The following is a 17,413-nucleotide window of genomic DNA, read 5'->3' as shown; positions in this document are numbered from 1 at the left end:
AAATACATGATTTTTGAATACCCGGATTATTATAAGGACTTCCATTGTATCGGCGGGACTTGTAAGGATAGCTGCTGCGCCGGCTGGGAAGTGGATATCGATGATGATACGGCAACAATGTATCGAAATGTCCCGCTCCCGATTGGAGACCGGCTGAGGGAAAAACTGATTGGTCAAAAGGGGTCTTATCGCTTTCAGTTATGTCCGGACAAGAGATGCCCCTTCTTGAATTCGGATGGGCTTTGTGACATTATTCTTGCTATGGGTCAGGGTGGCTTGTCGGTCACCTGTACGGAGTATCCCAGATATACCATTGAAACGCCCTTTTACCAGCTGACGGATCTGACACTGTCCTGCCCGGAGGCATCACGGCTCTTTTTTTCCAGCGAGGATCCGGTGGAATATGAAAAACGGGAAGAAGAGTATCATGATACCGACTGGGAAGAAGATCCTTTCGAGGAAGAAGGCTTTGATGAAGATTTCGATGAAGACTTCGATGAGACTTCTGATGAAGACTTCGACGAAAATCCGGATGAGACTTCTGATGAAGACTTCGACGAAGATCCGGATGAGACTCTTGACGAAGACTTCGAAGAGAATGTGGACAAAAGAGATACCACTGAAAGCCGAAAGGATCAGGCTCGCCTGGATCGGGTTCTGGCTCTCCGCAGGGATATCATGGAGATCTTAAGAGACCGGTCCCTGCCCCTGGCAGAAAGGGATCGAAAGATCGCTGTCCTTTTCGGGGAAGATCCGGACCGGATTCTGGCAGGAACGAGGGAAGAGGACGAGCTTCTTTTACAAAAACTCTGCGCCATGGAGGAAGTCAATTCGGACTGGCATAAGATCAAGGAGTCTTTGATCGCGAATCTCAAAGACCTGGAAAATGCAGCGGATCATTTGCTCTCGAATAATGGACCGGCATTGGAGAACAGACTGGAGCGTTTCCGCTCCTATCTCTACTTCCGCTATACCATTGAGATCTATGAGAACCGGGATCCCGGCATGGTCTTACGTTTTATCCGGCGATGCTGCCGTTTCTTAGATCTATTGTTAGCAGAGTGGTGTTTCCAATATGGGGATTTGATTCCGGTTCCGGTCCTCGAAGACCGGGCCAGGATTTTCTCGCGGCAGGTGGAACATTCCAAAGAGAATGTAGAGGACCTGCTATTTTAAGGAGAAGAAGATGAAGAAAACTGTGATTGAATTTATTGTGACACTGATCATCCTGCTATTATCGGTTTCCATCGGTGTCTATGTCCTTCGTTTGATGATCGTACGGAAAGGCGATCTCTTCGGGCGGAATGGCAGCACTACGACAGAACAGACGACGAAGACAGAAAAAAGCGGGAGTAAGACGAAGGCGGCTTTGGAGACGGATGACTATACCGGAACCATGTGGATCGGCGATTCCCGTTATGTCGGAATGGATAAGGTTGTTGATATCGAATCCCAGGACCGGAATTTCGTTGTTGCCAAGATCGGTCAGGGCCTGCCCTGGTTCAAGAATACAGCCCTGAAGACAGTAAATAAGATCCGGAAACAGAATTCTGCCTTAAAGACCTGGCGTTATGTCATCTGTCTTGGTGTCAATGATCTTGGCGATATCAACAATTACATCGAAGAATATAAGACCCTGACCGAAGAAGATCCTTCCATCCGGCTGGTTCTGGTTTCCGTGAATCCGGTCAAGGATTATCCGTCGATCTCCAATAAAGATGTTCAGTCCTTTAATGAGAAATTGAAGGATGCGTGCGATGAAAACGATTGGTATTATATCGATACTTATTCTAAACTCATGAAGAGTGGTTATACGACAACGGATGGCCTGCATTATAACGATGAGACCTATCAGGAGATCTATGACGGGATCAAAGAGGGCCTGTCGGAATATGAAGAGAAGAAGGATTAAGGATTAAGGAAACTTGTCCTGACAGCCGATTGACACCGGGAAGAGTTAAGGATTGCCTCCTTCGGTTAATGGTTGAAGCCTTCTGCTTCTTCGTTCAGCCACTGACAGATGGCAGAGATCCCCTCGCTTGAGAAGGCCTCCAGATGGGAGGTCTTTTTTTCTTTGGTATGGGCGAAAGCATAGGGCCCCTTCCAGATGGTGGCCTTGAGGCGCTTGACCATCTCAACCGGTTGATCTTCGGCATCTACTGGCTTTTCTTCATCTGGTTTTGCAGATTTTTCTTCGGCGCCTGTCGGCTCCTTTTTTGATCCTGCTTTGCCTGCCGCCTCCTTTTGAGATCCTGCTTTGCCTGCCGGCTCCTTTTGAGATCCTGCTTTGCCTTCCGTCTCCGCAGGGACTTCGACCTTTTCGATTCGAAAGCACATTTTTCCGGCGCTTCCGGTGTAGGCGGATTTCTTGTAAAATTCCAGTGATAAGAGATCTTTTTCGGCAATCATGGTTTTCTCCGTTGGAATGCATTTGACCAGGGGTTATAATAGTACAGATCATTATAAGAAATATAGATCGGAAAGAAAAGAGGTTCTTATGCCGCAGGGAAGTCCGAAAGCAGGAGAATTCTACCTGCATTTTAAAAAGAAACTGTATCAGGTTCTGACGATTGCGACCCACTCCGAGACCCGGGAGCAATTGGTCATCTATCAGGCACTCTATGGGAATTACGGAGTTTATGCCAGACCTTATGATATGTTCATTTCAGAAGTAGATCATGCCAAGTATCCTGAAGTGAAAGAAAAGTATCGGTTTACATTTCTCTCACCGAAAGATCTGGCAGAGCTGACCGGAGCCGCTTTACAAGAAAGATCCGAAGGAAGAACCGAAGAAAAACCGGAAGAAAAACCGGAAGTAAAACCGGAAGTAAATACGGAAGAAAAACCGGAAGAAAATACGGAAGTAAATACGGAAGATAAACCGGAAGTAAGATCCGAAGAAACGGAAGAAGGATCGGATCTTTCCGATGAATCTTCTGGTGTGGATCCTCTGCTCCTGGAATTTCTGGATGAGGAGAATTTCGGGAAAAAATATAAGATCCTGGAGGAAATGGAAGAGGAAGGATCGATCAACGATACCCTGATTGATAATATGGCAGCATCGATCGACGTTGTCATTCCGGACGGACCGGTCGATGACCGTTTCAGTCATTTGAAATATGCCGTGTCCAAGCGGATGCAGTTTGAAACCGAGCGTTTCCGAAGATGAGAGACAGGGAGGAAAGAGCATTGGAAATTGAGAGAAAATATCGCCTGACATCCTTGCCTCAAAATCTTTCGACTTACCCCCATTATGACATTGAACAGGGCTATTTATGCTCTGATCCTGTTGTCCGGGTTCGAAGATCCGGCCCGCTGACCGATGGGAAAGAAGTGTTAAGGGAAGGTCATTGCAGTCTCGTTTATAAATCCAGCGGTCTTCTGGCCCATGAAGAGGAGACATTTTCCCTGAAAGAGGAAGCCTATCAGCATTTGAAAGCCAAGGCGGACGGGATCGTGATCCAAAAGACCCGCTACCGGATCCCCTTTGATCCTTATGTGATTGAACTGGATCTCTTTCATAATGTGAGAGACCCCGAGGATCCGGGAAAACTGCTTTGCATGGCTGAGGTAGAGTTTCCAAGTCTGGAAGAAGCGAATGCTTTTCAACCGGCTGACTGGTTTGGAGAAGATGTGACCATGGATCCGCGTTATCATAATTCGGCCATGGTTCAGGGAAGCGGTGAAAACACGCCGAATCATAAATGAGTGGCACATGGCACTCATATCACAGAGCGTATTCAGGATAGAGATAAGTGAAAGGAGTTCTTATGAGTAAGATCGCAATCTGCATGGCAGACGGAGTGGAGGAAATTGAAGGCCTGACAGTCGTTGATCTCTTACGGAGAGCCGGACTGGAGATCGATATGATCTCGACCCAGAACAGAGGACGCGCTATGGGAAGCCACAGGATTCAATTTGAGACCGATCTCAATTTAAAAGAAGCAGACCTGAAGTCCTATGACGGCATCGTCCTTCCGGGCGGTATGAAGGGCACCGAAAATCTGATGAATAATATTACGGTTTTAAATACCATTCAGAATTTCTTTGAACAAAAGAAGCTCTGTGCAGCGATCTGTGCCGCTCCGACCGTTCTCGGGAAAGCCGGTATTCTTCGCGGGAAAAAGGCGATCTGCTATCCGGGCATGGAGGACAAGCTTCTGGGAGCGGAAGTCACCGTGCAGCCGGTCGTAGTAGATGGCAATATCATTACCAGCAGGGGCCTCGGCACGGCTATCCCTTTCGCTCTGGCCATCATTTCTTACTTCAAGGGACAGGATGCCGCGGACCTTATCGCAAAGCAGATCGTTTATCAGGCATGAATTACGGGCATCACATAAATTGAAGAGGTGGTGAAAAGCAGATTGTTTTTCCCAAAATGATATGTTATAATTCTTTACTGTCTGCACGGGTATTTTCTGCCCGTTTCAGGAAATCATTTAGAACAGCAGTATCTGTCTGTGAAAGAATTCACGTTTCCAGAATAGACCAGGCACTTTTAAACCAAGGAGGAATAAATAAACAAAATGAGCGTACAGGTAGAAAACTTAGAGCACAATATGGCCAAGCTGACCGTCACTGTTGATGCAGCTGCATTCGAGAAGGCACTGAACCAGGCCTATAATCGTGAGAAGCGTCAGATTTCTCTTCCCGGCTTCCGTAAGGGAAAGGCTCCGAGAAAGCTGATCGAAGCTGAATATGGTAAGAATGTTTTCTATGAAGGCGCAGGCAATATCCTGATTCAGGATGAATATCCCAAGGCTTATGATGAGTCCGGCCTGGAAATCGTATCTCAGCCTGAGATCGAGATCACTCAGATCGAATCCGGCAAGGACTTTATCTTCACTGCAACCGTAGCTGTAAAGCCGGAAGTAAAGCTTGGCAAGTATGCCGGCGTAACCGTAACCAAGATCGACACCAGCGTATCTGACGAGGATGTCGACAAGGAGATCGAAGCACAGCTTACAAACAATGCACGTACCGTAACGGTGGATCGTGAGATCCAGGAGAAGGATACCGCAGATATCAACTTCGAAGGCTTCATCGATGGTAAAGCATTCGAGGGTGGCAAGGGCGAGAATTATAAGCTTGAGATCGGTTCTCACAGCTTTATCGATACCTTCGAGGATCAGCTGGTAGGTAAGAAAGCCGGCGATGACGTGGATGTCAATGTCACTTTCCCTGAGAACTATCAGGCTTCTGAGCTTGCAGGCAAGCCTGCCCTCTTCAAGGTTCACATCAACAGCGTATCCGGCAAGGAGATCCCTGAGCTGAACGATGACTTCGCAGGCGACCAGGGCTTCGATACCGTTGATGAATATAAGGCAGATGTCAGAAAGACTCTGGAAGAAAATAAGGAAAATGCCGCAAAGCGGACCAAGGAAGAAGAAGCGATCGCCAAGATTGTTGCTGATGCCGAGATGGATATTCCGGATGCAATGGTAAAGACCCAGGAAGATTCCATGATCAATGAGATGGCTCAGAACATGGCCCGTCAGGGACTTTCCATGCAGCAGTACTTCCAGTTCACCGGTACAACCATGGAACAGCTTCGTGAGCAGGTAAAGCCGGATGCACTGAAGAGAATTCAGAATTCCCTGGTACTTGAAGCAATCGCAGACGCTGAGAAGCTTGAAGCAAGCGATGAAGATGTTGATGCTGACATCAAGAAGACTGCAGAACAGTATGGTATGACCTATGATGATCTGATCAAGAATGTATCGGATAGCGATAAGGAGAATATCAAGGCAGATCTTCGGATCCAGAAGGCAATCGACTTCGTAATGGATAATTGCAAAGAACGTAAGAAGCCGGAAAGAAAGGCTAAGGCAGAAGATAAGGCTCAGGATGAGAGCAAGGAAACTTCCGAAGAGTGATCATCGGTATGCCTGACCAGAAGATACAGACCGGCGTGAAGGAGGCAAAATATGGCAACAATTCCCTATGTCATTGAACAAAATTCCAGAGGAGAGCGTAGTTATGATCTCTACAGCCGTCTTCTGAAAGACCGGATTATTTTCCTCGGAGAAGAGGTCAATGAGACTACTGCTCAGATCGTAATCGCTGAGCTCCTTTTCCTGGAATCCCAGGATCCCAATAAGGACATTAACCTCTACATCAACTCCCCCGGAGGAATGGTTACAGCAGGACTTGGTATCTATGACACCATGCAGTATATCAAGTGTGATGTATCTACGATCTGTGTAGGTATGGCTGCTTCTATGGGAGCCTTCCTTCTGGCCGGCGGAACCAAGGGCAAGCGTTATGCGCTTCCCAATTCCGAGATCATGATTCATCAGCCTTCCGGCGGAACCAAGGGTCAGGCAACAGAAATTCAGATCGCTGCAGAAAACATCCTGAAGGTGAAGGAAAAACTGAACCGGATGCTGGCTGCAAATACCGGACAGCCTTATGAAAAGGTTTGTCAGGATACGGAACGTGATCATTATCTGGATGCCAAGGAAGCCCTGGATTATGGTTTGATCGATCAGATCATCACAAATCGCCAGGATGGCGAGAAAAAGGATTGATAGAAGGAGGGTATCCCTTGTGGGGTACCCTTTCTCTCACAAGAAAGGATAATTATGGCACAGAGAAAAGATCATGAGATCCGCTGCTCATTCTGCGGAAAGACGGAATCTCAGGTCCGGAAGATGATTTCCGGCCCCAACGGAGTATTCATCTGTGATGAGTGCGTAGACATCTGCAGTGAGATCATAGATGAAGATTTCGGTTTGGATAATGATCCGGTGAAGGATGAGGAACCGGCAGAGATCAACTTGAAGAAACCGGAAGAATTAAAGGCTTTTCTGGATCAGTATGTCATCGGACAGGACGAGGCCAAAAAAGTGCTTTCCGTTGCTGTCTATAACCACTATAAGAGGATCATGTCCAAGAAGAAGACGGACGTGGAACTGCAGAAGAGTAATGTCCTCCTTCTGGGACCGACCGGTTCCGGAAAGACGCTCCTGGCGCAGACCCTGGCCCGGGAGCTTGGGGTTCCTTTTGCCATCGCCGATGCGACCACTCTGACTGAGGCAGGTTATGTCGGTGAAGATGTTGAGAACATTCTTCTGAAACTGATTCAGGCGGCAGATTTTGACATCCGCCGGGCTGAGATCGGAATCATTTATATCGATGAGATCGACAAGATTGCAAAGAAGTCTGAGAATGTATCGATTACCCGTGATGTTTCCGGCGAGGGTGTTCAGCAGGCTCTTCTGAAGATTCTGGAGGGCACCGTTGCCTCCGTTCCTCCACAGGGCGGCCGTAAACATCCCCAGCAGGAACTGATTCAGATCGATACCACCAATATCCTCTTTATCTGCGGCGGTGCTTTCGAAGGTCTGGATAAGATCATTGAGGAGAGAACCGAGTCAGCCACGATGGGATTCGGAGCAGCCGTCAAGGCCAAGGAAGACAGGAAAGTCGGCGACATTTTAAGAAAGGCCCTTCCTCAGGATTTTGTAAAGTTCGGCCTGATCCCGGAATTCATCGGCCGTGTTCCCATCAATGTTGCCTTGGATCAGTTGACCGAAGAGGACATGATCCGCATTCTGACGGAACCGAAGAACTCCCTGACCAAGCAGTATCAGGCCCTCTTCGATATGGATGGTGTACATTTGACCTTTGACCGCGATGCCTTAAAAGAGATCGCCGAGAAGTCCATCCAGCGTAAGACCGGTGCCCGAGGCCTCCGTGCCATCATGGAAGCCGTCATGATGGATGATATGTATCACATTCCTTCGGATCCTGCTGTCAAGGACGTCCGGATCACTAAGGAAAAGGTAGACCGGAATCTGATCTTAAGTGATCATGAAGCAGAAGTTCCTGCCATCGAAGACAAGAAAGATGACACTGACACAGAAGATAAGAAGAGTGCCTGACCATGAAGATCATTGATGCAGAACTGGAAACCGTATGCGGGGTCACCAGTAAGCTCCCGAAAAACCATCTGCCCGAGATCGCTTTCTGCGGCCGCAGTAATGTGGGGAAATCTTCTCTGATCAACAGCCTGATGGAGAGGAAAAAACTGGCCCGGACCTCTCAGCAGCCCGGAAAGACCCAGACTTTGAATTTCTATAAGGTGAATTCCGCTCTCTATCTCGTCGATCTTCCGGGATATGGTTATGCAAAGAATTCCCAGGCCAATCGGGAGGCCTGGGGCGTGATGATTCAAAACTATCTGACCGGCTCTGATATGCTTCGTTATGTCTTCCAGCTGGTGGATATCCGTCATGATCCGTCCACTGATGATCAGAAGATGTATGACTGGCTGACTTATCTGGGCTTTGATCCGATCATCATTGCAACGAAATCCGATAAGTTAAAACCGAGAGAGATCGAGTCCCACATGGACCGGATCTCTGAGGTCTTGGGACTCGGCAGTGATGCCATCATTGTGCCCTTCTCGTCCGTGACAAAACAAGGTTTGGATACCTTGAATGACTTTATGGATCAGGTTGTCGAAAACGAAAAGGATTTGAAATGAAAAAACGTAGAACAGGACTCTTTGTATTTGTTCTGCTGCTTTCCATGAGTGCAGTTTCTATCTTGGGGACTGCACTTTTTGTGAATTCAGAGCAAAAAAACAGGACGACAGGGAAAAAACTTACGATTGTTACTTCCTTCTATCCGGTCTATATTTCCGCTATGAATGTGACAGACCATGCAAATGTCCGATTGGAGAATCTGACAGAACCGGAGACCGGCTGTCTGCATGATTATACCTTGAAGCCGAAGGATATGAAGCTTTTGTCTACGGCGGATGTCTTCCTCGTGAACGGCGGCGGTATTGAAAATTTCTTAACGGATGTGGCAGAGAGCTATCCCAAGCTTAAGATCATCGATCTGTCCAGGGACTTCACAGAAGAAGAACTGGACTTGATCCATGAGGCGGGAGGCGAAGGAGGTCACGACCATGCCTCGGATGGAGAAAAAGAAGAGGATCATGATCATACCGCGGATCAAGATGAGGCCAATGCTCATTACTGGATGAGCATTCCTTTGTTGAAAACGCAGGTGGAGACCATGGCCAAAGGGCTTTCAGAGGCGGATCCGGTCAATGCCTCTCTCTATACGAAAAATGCAGAGACCTATCAGAAGAAGTTGGATCAGCTCTATTTGAAGGAAGAGGAAGCAGCCGGCAAGCTGTCCTCCGCAGTGATTTTCCATCCGGCATTTTACTATTTCTGTCATGACATCCAGTGCCCGGTCGCTTATACGCTGGATCTCGATGAAGAGCGACAGGTCAGCGCGGGAGAAAGCAAGGAAACGGTGGAAGCCCTGAAAGGCATGAAAAAACCCCTGATCCTTGCCGAGAAGACCTATGGACAGAAGATGGCAGAAAGCATGCAGAAGGAAACGGATTGTCAGGTCATCTATCTCGATCCTATGACCCGGAGCAAGGGAAAATACGAGAAGGATGGCTATCTGACCGGCATGGAAGACAATTTGAAGAAAATCGAAGCCGCTTTTGCCGCCGAGAATTAAAGGATCATGTCCCCTGCCTGTCAAAAGGAGAATGCTTTGGAAATCGAAAAGAAACAAAAAAAAGGATCTGCTTATCGAAGAAAGCTGATCAAGCCTTGCGGCCTCCATTGCGTCAGAGTCAAGGATCTTGGCGTGACATTCGGCGACCAGGTGGTCCTTTCTCATGTGAATCTGCATGTTCACTGCGGACAGATGCTGGCTGTGATCGGAAAAAACGGCGCCGGGAAATCTACTTTGATCCGGGCCATGCTGGATGAAGTTAAGCACACCGGAAGCGTCGAATTTCGGAATCGTGAGGCCGGCATGGTGAAGAAACTAAGGATTGGCTATGTCCCGCAGAAATTAAATATCGACCGGAATACTCCCATGAATGTCTATGATTTGATCGCTTCTTTTAAGAGCCGTTTTCCGATCTTCTTGAAGAGTAAAAGGCTTTACCGGGAGATTCAGGATGCTCTGGATGTCTTCCAGGCCAAAGAACTGATCGATCAGCCGGTGGGCCAGCTTTCGGGCGGCCAGCTGCAGAGAGTCCTTCTGTCCATGGCAGTCATGGATGATCCGGACCTTCTCCTTCTGGACGAACCGGTCTCCGGTATCGATCAAAACGGTCTGGACCTTTTTTACAAGAATATGACCTATTTAAGAAATCACTATGATGCAGCCATTATCATTATTTCTCATGACCTGGATTATGTCCGGAAATATGCAGATGAAGTGGTCCTTTTGGATCAGACCGTCAGGGCCAGCGGCAGTCCTTCAGAAGTCTATTCCAGTGAGGCCTTCCGGGAAGTTTTCGGAGGGGAGGAAAGTTTAAGATGAGTTCTCTATTTTCTTATCAATTCATGCGGCTGGCTTTTGCGGCCGTGCTCTTGATCACACCCCTGCTTGGTATCCTCGGTACTATGGTTGTTCGAAAGAAAATGGCCTTTTTCTCAGATGCTCTGGGCCATTCTGCCCTGACCGGCATTGCATTGGGACTCTTTCTGGGGATCAGTGATCCGTCTCTTTCCATGGTGATCTATGGGATCCTCTTTGCCATCCTCCTGACAAGGATCCAGAGGAAAAATCTCTCTTCGACCGATACCATTATCTCTGTTTTTGCCAGTGGCAGTACGGCAATTGGCCTGGCCATTCTTTCACATGGAGGAAATTTTTCAAATTATTCCGCTCTTCTGATCGGCGATATCCTGTCCATTAAGAAATCAGAAGTTCTCTGGCTCTTTCTGATCCTCTGCCTGACCATTGTTTTCTGGATCCTTGCCGTGAACCGCCTGAATGCCATCAGTATTCATGCCACCCTGGCAAGGTCTGCCAATATTCAGGTCAAGCTGATTGAAGACATCTTTTCGATTCTGATCGCTGTCGTTGTCATGCTTTCCATCCGCTGGATCGGCATCCTTTTGATCAGCGCTCTTATGATCATCCCGGCGGCATCTTCCGCCAATATCTCCGGAAACATGAGAGAATATCATCTTTATAGCATTATCTTTGCAGTATTTTCAGGCGTGGCAGGCCTTTTCATAAGCTACTATACTAATGTGGCGACCGGTCCTATGATCGTCATTCTGGCTGCCTTTATTTATTTCGCCACTTATCTCTATGGCAGGAAAGGAAAATAAATGTCATCTGCATTGATCCTCCGCTTTATTATCATGCTGATCTTATTAGCCATGTCCGCTTTCTTCTCCGGATCTGAGACTGCCCTTACCACCGTATCCCAGATCAAAATGAAGACCATGGCCAAAGAGGGGGACGGGCGGGCCAAAAGAGTGCTTGCTGTCCTGGAGAAAAAGGACAAGATGCTTTCTGCCATCCTGATCGGAAATAATATCGTGAACCTCTCCGCATCCTCTCTGGCTACGACGATCGCTACGAAACTTTTGGGAAGCGTGGGAGCCGGTATCGCAACCGGTATTCTGACCTTTTTGATTCTGATCTTCGGAGAGATCACACCGAAAAACAGAGCTCAGGCCAATAATGTCAACCTGTCTCTCCGCTATGCCGGCATCATCTGGTATCTCATGACCATTCTTACGCCTCTGATCTTTGTGATCAATCATATCTCCAGTGCCATTTTACGGCTGATCGATGGAAATAATTCCGGCGATGATCAGAAAATGACAGAAGAAGAACTGCGAACGATCGTGGATGAGAGTAAGGAAGAGGGCGTGATCCTGACCAATGAGCAGAAGTACATTCATAACCTCTTTGATTTCTCGGATGCCACTGCCAAAGAAGTCATGATTCCCCGGATCGATGTCACCATGGTCAATGTCAACTGGTCCTATGACAAACTGATGGATCTGATCCGGGAGGAAATGCTGACCAGAATGCCGGTCTACGAGGGAGATAAGGATCACATCATCGGAATCATCAATGTGAAGGATCTCCTTTTGAAAAAAGAGGGAGACTTCCATATCCGGGACTATTTGAGAGATGCCTATTTTACCTATGAAATGAAGAATACCCTGGAGCTCTTCCAGGAGATGCGGAAGAACTCGATCTCCATGGCCATTGTCCTGGATGAATACGGGGCAGTCGCAGGCCTTATCACCATGGAAGACCTCCTGGAGGAGCTGGTGGGAGAGATCCGGGATGAATATGATTCCGATGAAGAGGATGATATTGTGGTTCTTTCCGACCGGGAATTTCTGGTGCAGGCTTCCATGAATCTCGAAGATCTCTGTAAAGTCCTGCCTTTAAATTTCGAATCCGATGACTATGACACCCTGGGTGGATATCTGACCGGGCTTTTTGATCATGTGCCTGAAGTCGGGGAAACCTATGTTACCAAGGAGGGAATCCTCCTTCGCGTTGTGGCAACCGGCCACCAGAGAATTGAAAAGGTTCGTATTCGTTTTCCGAAAGCTGTGAAAATCGAATAAAAGACGCCCAAAGTGGCAGGGAATATGCTACTATAAACAGGTATGCATTGAGATATTTATTTTCCAATATCAGGACATGAAGAAAAATATGTGGAACCATCCTTTTTTACAAAAATCAGCTTTCGTATTTCTTGCTTCGGCATCCTTACTTCTTACTGCCTGCGGGGCAGATGTAAAAGCCCAGTCTTCCTATAAGAAGGCCGGTATTTCTGCTATGAATCAGGGACATTATAAAGAGGCTGTCAGTGATTTCAACAAGGCCTTGAAGAAGTCGGGGACCCGGATCACTTCGGAGGTCATTGATATCAATTATTACAAGGCAGCTGCCCAGACCCTTGCCGGTCAGAATAAGGATTCGATGAAAACCTATACCAGTATCATTGATTACAAGGAAAGCGCGGATGCCTATTATCTGAGAGGTGCAGCCTATCTGAAAGAGGGGGATACAACGAAGGCAGTGACGGATTTTCAGAAGTCCCTGTCTCTGGATAAGTCCGATAGTGAGAGATATCTCCGGATCTATCATTGCCTGGCCAATGCCGGACATGAGAAGGAGGCGGACTCTTTCCTGGATCTCCTTCTGGATCTTCCCGACAAGGATAAAGAGGTACTGCAGGCGAAGGGCCAGGCAATGGAGATCCGAAAGGATTACAAGAATGCCATCCGTTATTATAAGAGAGCCCTGGACAAGGATCTCCCGGAAGCCAGGATCGATCTGGCCCGTGCTTATCTGGCATCGAATGAAAAAGAAAAAGCGGAGGCAGAGATCGCTTCTTATCAGAAGAGCGAGAAGGAAACAGCCAAGTCCTTAAATGCGATCGGGGAACTTCAAATGACGGAAGAGAAATATGGAGATGCTTTGAAGTCTTTCCAAAAGGGCCTTAAAATGAAGGATAGCGAAATGGACAGGGCCCTTCGCAGGAATGAGATCATCGCTTTGGAATATACAGGTGATTTTCATAAAGCCAAGAAGCAGTGCGAATCCTTTATCAAGGACTATCCCGAAGACCCGGATATGACCAGGGAGTATCAATTCTTAGAGACCCGATAAGGTGAAAACCGTGACGGATCCGACCAGGCACTTGAATAAGAAGCAGAAGAAAAGGAGAAAGTTATGATTCAGAAGTTGATCAAAGAGATTCAGGCAAAAAATGCACCGATCGTTGTCGGACTCGATCCGAAACTCTCCTATATTCCAAAAGATATGCTGCAGAAATCCTATACAGCCTATGGGGAAACCCTGGAAGGGGCTGCAGATGCCATCTTCCGTTTTAACCGGGGCATCGTGGATGCGGTTTTTGATCTGGTTCCGGCGGTGAAGCCACAGATCGCTATGTATGAGCAGTTTGGTATTCCGGGGCTTATGGCTTTTAAGAAAACCGTAGACTACTGCCATTCCAAAGGGCTTCTCGTGATCGGTGATGTCAAGCGTGGTGATATCGGTTCGACTTCTGAGTCTTATGCCATTGCCCATCTGGGAAAGATTCAGGTCGGAAGCAAGACCTATGAACCCTTTGCTGAGGATTTTGCTACCGTGAATCCCTATCTCGGAACGGATGGCGTCAAGCCCTTTGTCGATATCTGCCGGGAGGATTCCAAGGGAATCTTCGTTCTCGTAAAGACTTCCAATCCATCCTCCGGTGAGCTTCAGGACCGGCTGGTTTCCGGCAAACCCCTTTATGAGCATGTTGCGGATAAGGTCTATGAATGGGGCAAGGATTGCATGGACGGTAATTACAGTGAGGTCGGAGCCGTGATTGGAGCGACATATCCGGCTGTGGGAAAACAGCTTCGTCAGGATCTGCCACATTCCTACATTCTGGTTCCCGGCTACGGTGCCCAGGGAGGTAAGGGAAAAGATCTGGTTCATTTCTTCAATCCGGACGGTCTCGGCGCCATTATCAACAGTTCCCGTGGCATTATTGCAGCTTATCAGAATCCGGCCTATGAGAAATTCGGACCGGACCATTATGCGGACGCCTCCCGCCAGGCAGTTCTTGACATGAAGGCGGATATCGAAGAAGCACTGGATGTCGCTTTGAATTCCTGACTTTCGTAAGAAATCACGATGAATCCTTACTTTAAAATCTGTGAATGCTAAGTCTGGAGGCAGAAATGGGAGAAAAAAAGGCCATGGCATGGGCCAGGGTATTATCACAGGAAGTATTGAATGAGAAAGAAGGAATCTTCAGTCTCTGGATCGAGACGGATCTTTCGGATCATGCCCGCCCCGGTCAGTTTATCGACTTCTATCTGGCAGATCCTTCCCGGATCCTGCCCCGTCCCATCAGTATCTGTGAGATCGACCGGGAAAGACATGCCATGCGTTGTGTTTACCGGATCGCAGGGGAGGGGACCTGGCAATTGTCTGTCTTAAAGGCAGGCGATGCGGTTCGCATCATGGCTCCCTTGGGCAACGGCTATCCTGAATTGGACGGCCGGGCCCTGATGATTGGCGGCGGTATCGGCATTCCGCCCTTACTGGAACTTACCAAAGAGCTTTCCGGCCGGGGAAATAAAGACCTTACCGCCGTTTTAGGCTATCGCTCGAAAGACAGCTTTCTTCTGGATGAATTTGAACATCTGGCTTCGGTTTATATTTCCACGGATGACGGATCTGCCGGAACTCATGGAACGGTGATCGACTGTATTCGGGAGCATGGCATCAGCGGGAAAGACGTGGACACGATCTATGCATGCGGCCCTCTTCCTATGCTTCGGGGTGTCAAGGCTTTTGCCGAGGCTGAGGGGATCCGCTGTTACCTGTCTTTGGAAGAGCGGATGGCCTGCGGTGTCGGTGCCTGCCTGGGCTGTGTGACGAAGTCTGTGGAAGTCGATTCCCATTCCAAGGTGAAAAACAAGAGGGTCTGCACGGACGGACCGGTCTTCGATGCGAGGGAGGTGGACATCTGATGGCAGATCTTAGGACAGAGCTTTGCGGAGTGACATTGAAGAATCCGGTCATGACTGCATCCGGTACCTTCGGCTCCGGCATGGAATACAGTGAATTCATCGACTTGAACCGGCTGGGTGCCGTGGTGACCAAAGGGGTTGCCGATCAGCCCTGGCCCGGCAATCCGACGCCGCGGGTGGCAGAGGTGCCGTCCGGTATGCTCAATGCCATCGGCCTGCAGAATCCCGGCATCGATACATTTCTGGAGAGGGATCTTCCCTTCCTGAAGCAATATGATACCAAGGTCATTGTCAATGTCTGCGGCCACAGTGAAGAAGAATATCTCAATGTTGTGGACCGGCTTTTTGATCAGGCAGTAGACCTTCTGGAAATCAATATCTCCTGCCCCAATGTGAAAGAAGGCGGCATCGCCTTCGGTACGGATCCGAAGGGTGTGGAGCATATCACATCCCTTATCAAAAAGCATGCAAAACAGCCGGTCATTATGAAGCTTTCTCCCAATGTCACTTCCATCGCGGAGATCGCAAGGGCGGCAGAGGCAGGCGGCGCGGATGCTGTTTCTCTCATTAATACCATTACAGGCATGAAGATCGATGTGGAAAAGCAGCGCTTTCTTCTGGCCAATAAGACCGGAGGCATGAGCGGGCCGGCTGTTCATCCGGTTGCCGTCCGCATGGTTTATGAATGCGCACAGGCAATTTCCATTCCAATCATCGGTATGGGAGGAAATACGACCTGGCAGGATGCGGTGGAAATGCTTCTGGCCGGGGCTTGCGCGGTTTCGGTCGGTACAGCCAATTTCATGGATCCTTTAGCAAGCATACATATGATCGATGGCATCGATGATTATCTGAACCGGCATGCGATTGAAAAGGTCAGTGATATCATTGGAGCAGTACATAGCTGATATAAGGAAGGGAAAGGACAAAAACAATGGAAGACTATCAGAAGGAATTTATACATTTTATGATCGACAGCCAGGTCTTGAAGTTCGGCGACTTCATCACAAAAAGCGGTCGAAAGACCCCCTTCTTTGTGAATACCGGCTTCTATCGGACCGGCATGCAGTTGAAAAAGCTGGGTGAATACTATGCCAGAACCATTTATAATCAGTTCGGCACAGATTTCGATGTGCTTTTCGGACCGGCTTATAAAGGCATCCCCCTTTCCGTTGCAACAAGCATCGCCCTGCATGACCTCTATGGCGTGGATGTCCGTTATTGCAGCAACCGGAAGGAAGCCAAGGATCACGGCGAGAAGGGTATTCTCCTGGGCGGACCCATTCAGGACGGGGACCGGGTCCTGATCATTGAAGATGTGACAACTGCCGGTACTTCCATAAAGGAGACCATGCCGATCTTGAAGGCACAGGGCAAAGTCGATGTCGTTGGGCTTGTTGTTTCCGTGGACCGTATGGAGCGGGGCCAGGGAGACAAGAGTGCTCTGACGGAGATCGGAGAGACCTATCAAATGAAGACCGCATCGATCGTAACGATGGAAGATGTGGTAGAAACACTCTACCGGAAGCCTTATCAGGGTAAGATCTATATCGGTGAGGAAGAGAAGGCCAGGATCGACAATTATTATAAGGAATATGGCGCCAGGGCCTGATTGATTGAGAAACGAAAGCGAACCTGACAAGACTGGAATTGAATCGGGCAAAAAGCGGTCATGAGAAGCCATGATTGAATGTCGTGTGACGTTCAAATCATAGAATGTAAGCGGAAGAAGGACAGATGTATGAGTAACAGAAGAAGGCGGAGAAGAAGTGAGAAGAAACCGGTGAACCGGGTGAGTCTTTTGACCATGTCATTTGGCATTTTTTTCTGCATTCTTTTTCTATGGATCCTTCTTCGGGCTTTGAATGGAATCGGAAACGGGCGGCCGGAGATTGCAGCGGGCCTTCTGTCGATTCTCTTATCCATTGTATGTTTGATCCGCGGACTGATCGAGTACCGGAAGGATAATTATAATAAGGGTTCCCGTCTTCTGGGCTTCCTTATGCCGCTGATTTCCCTGGGACTCTGGCTTTCGGTCTACATTTTAGGCCTCGTCCGGGGATAAGAGAAAAAGATGTAAGACGAAATTTACGACAGTGATAGGGAAGGAAAAGAATTTATTT

At 48.2% G+C, this 17,413-nt stretch carries 20 protein-coding genes; 19 read left to right on the top strand and 1 reads right to left on the bottom strand.

Annotated elements, in window-relative coordinates:
- Window positions 1–6 precede the first annotated feature (6 nt).
- On the top strand, window positions 7–1,176 hold the full coding sequence (gene fliB, locus ACKX2L_RS08010) for a flagellin lysine-N-methylase (RefSeq protein WP_497553025.1): 1,170 nt from the start codon (window positions 7–9) through the stop codon (window positions 1,174–1,176).
- A 10-nt stretch (window positions 1,177–1,186) separates the two neighbouring features.
- Window positions 1,187–1,912, top strand: coding sequence for an SGNH/GDSL hydrolase family protein (locus ACKX2L_RS08005; RefSeq protein WP_497553024.1), 726 nt, complete (start codon window positions 1,187–1,189; stop codon window positions 1,910–1,912).
- A gap of 65 nt (window positions 1,913–1,977) precedes the next feature.
- On the opposite strand, the gene ACKX2L_RS08000 is transcribed toward ACKX2L_RS08005, so the two are convergent.
- Complete coding sequence (locus tag ACKX2L_RS08000; RefSeq protein WP_497553023.1) at window positions 1,978–2,409, bottom strand: hypothetical protein; 432 nt, start codon at window positions 2,407–2,409, stop codon at window positions 1,978–1,980.
- 88 nt (window positions 2,410–2,497) lie between these two features.
- On the opposite strand from ACKX2L_RS08000, the gene ACKX2L_RS07995 reads away from it, so the two are divergent.
- The 17 genes from ACKX2L_RS07995 to ACKX2L_RS07915 all read left to right on the top strand — a co-directional run bounded on the left by ACKX2L_RS07995 (window position 2,498) and on the right by ACKX2L_RS07915 (window position 17,355).
- Entirely contained in the window at window positions 2,498–3,169 is a 672-nt protein-coding gene (locus ACKX2L_RS07995) for a DUF1653 domain-containing protein (protein WP_497550132.1), read from the top strand.
- Window positions 3,170–3,189: 20 nt separating this feature from the next.
- Window positions 3,190–3,708, top strand: a complete 519-nt coding sequence (locus ACKX2L_RS07990) for a CYTH domain-containing protein (RefSeq protein WP_497553022.1) — start codon at window positions 3,190–3,192, stop codon at window positions 3,706–3,708.
- Window positions 3,709–3,770: 62 nt separating this feature from the next.
- A complete protein-coding gene (locus ACKX2L_RS07985; protein WP_497553021.1) occupies window positions 3,771–4,322 on the top strand; it encodes a DJ-1 family glyoxalase III in 552 nt (183 codons plus the stop codon).
- A 204-nt stretch (window positions 4,323–4,526) separates the two neighbouring features.
- Window positions 4,527–5,876 (top strand): trigger factor, encoded by a 1,350-nt coding sequence (tig, locus tag ACKX2L_RS07980; protein ID WP_497553020.1) that lies wholly within the window; start codon window positions 4,527–4,529, stop codon window positions 5,874–5,876.
- Window positions 5,877–5,927: 51 nt separating this feature from the next.
- Entirely contained in the window at window positions 5,928–6,530 is a 603-nt protein-coding gene (gene clpP / locus ACKX2L_RS07975; RefSeq protein ID WP_497550128.1) for an ATP-dependent Clp endopeptidase proteolytic subunit ClpP, read from the top strand.
- A 54-nt stretch (window positions 6,531–6,584) separates the two neighbouring features.
- Entirely contained in the window at window positions 6,585–7,886 is a 1,302-nt protein-coding gene (gene clpX / locus ACKX2L_RS07970) for an ATP-dependent Clp protease ATP-binding subunit ClpX (protein WP_497553019.1), read from the top strand.
- A 2-nt stretch (window positions 7,887–7,888) separates the two neighbouring features.
- On the top strand, window positions 7,889–8,491 hold the full coding sequence (gene yihA / locus ACKX2L_RS07965) for a ribosome biogenesis GTP-binding protein YihA/YsxC (RefSeq protein WP_497553018.1): 603 nt from the start codon (window positions 7,889–7,891) through the stop codon (window positions 8,489–8,491).
- Window positions 8,488–9,492 (top strand): metal ABC transporter substrate-binding protein, encoded by a 1,005-nt coding sequence (locus ACKX2L_RS07960; protein WP_497553017.1) that lies wholly within the window; start codon window positions 8,488–8,490, stop codon window positions 9,490–9,492. Before yihA ends, ACKX2L_RS07960 begins: the two co-directional genes overlap by 4 nt.
- Before the next feature lie 36 nt (window positions 9,493–9,528).
- Complete coding sequence (locus ACKX2L_RS07955) at window positions 9,529–10,311, top strand: metal ABC transporter ATP-binding protein (RefSeq protein ID WP_497553016.1); 783 nt, start codon at window positions 9,529–9,531, stop codon at window positions 10,309–10,311.
- Window positions 10,308–11,111 carry a metal ABC transporter permease gene (locus ACKX2L_RS07950; protein ID WP_497553015.1) on the top strand — a complete coding sequence of 268 codons (804 nt, stop codon included), beginning with the start codon at window positions 10,308–10,310 and terminating at the stop codon, window positions 11,109–11,111. The genes ACKX2L_RS07955 and ACKX2L_RS07950 overlap by 4 nt, the downstream gene beginning before the upstream one ends.
- The gene (locus ACKX2L_RS07945) at window positions 11,112–12,377 is read left to right on the top strand and encodes an HlyC/CorC family transporter (RefSeq protein ID WP_497553014.1); all 1,266 of its coding nucleotides are present in this window, start codon (window positions 11,112–11,114) and stop codon (window positions 12,375–12,377) included.
- Between the two features lie 76 nt (window positions 12,378–12,453).
- Window positions 12,454–13,428 carry a tetratricopeptide repeat protein gene (locus ACKX2L_RS07940; RefSeq protein ID WP_497553013.1) on the top strand — a complete coding sequence of 325 codons (975 nt, stop codon included), beginning with the start codon at window positions 12,454–12,456 and terminating at the stop codon, window positions 13,426–13,428.
- A gap of 63 nt (window positions 13,429–13,491) precedes the next feature.
- Entirely contained in the window at window positions 13,492–14,427 is a 936-nt protein-coding gene (pyrF, locus tag ACKX2L_RS07935) for an orotidine-5'-phosphate decarboxylase (protein WP_497550120.1), read from the top strand.
- A 65-nt stretch (window positions 14,428–14,492) separates the two neighbouring features.
- Entirely contained in the window at window positions 14,493–15,290 is a 798-nt protein-coding gene (locus ACKX2L_RS07930; RefSeq protein WP_497553012.1) for a dihydroorotate dehydrogenase electron transfer subunit, read from the top strand.
- Window positions 15,290–16,198, top strand: coding sequence for a dihydroorotate dehydrogenase (locus ACKX2L_RS07925; protein ID WP_497550118.1), 909 nt, complete (start codon window positions 15,290–15,292; stop codon window positions 16,196–16,198). Before ACKX2L_RS07930 ends, ACKX2L_RS07925 begins: the two co-directional genes overlap by 1 nt.
- Before the next feature lie 26 nt (window positions 16,199–16,224).
- The gene (gene pyrE / locus ACKX2L_RS07920; RefSeq protein ID WP_497550117.1) at window positions 16,225–16,902 is read left to right on the top strand and encodes an orotate phosphoribosyltransferase; all 678 of its coding nucleotides are present in this window, start codon (window positions 16,225–16,227) and stop codon (window positions 16,900–16,902) included.
- Between the two features lie 129 nt (window positions 16,903–17,031).
- Entirely contained in the window at window positions 17,032–17,355 is a 324-nt protein-coding gene (locus tag ACKX2L_RS07915) for a hypothetical protein (protein ID WP_497550116.1), read from the top strand.
- Window positions 17,356–17,413 lie beyond the last annotated feature (58 nt).

Origin of the sequence: Porcibacter vitabionis (assembly GCF_046263795.1) — a bacterium.
GTDB lineage: Bacteria > Bacillota > Clostridia > Lachnospirales > Lachnospiraceae > Lachnocurva.
This window is presented reverse-complemented; position numbering and strand designations above follow the sequence as displayed.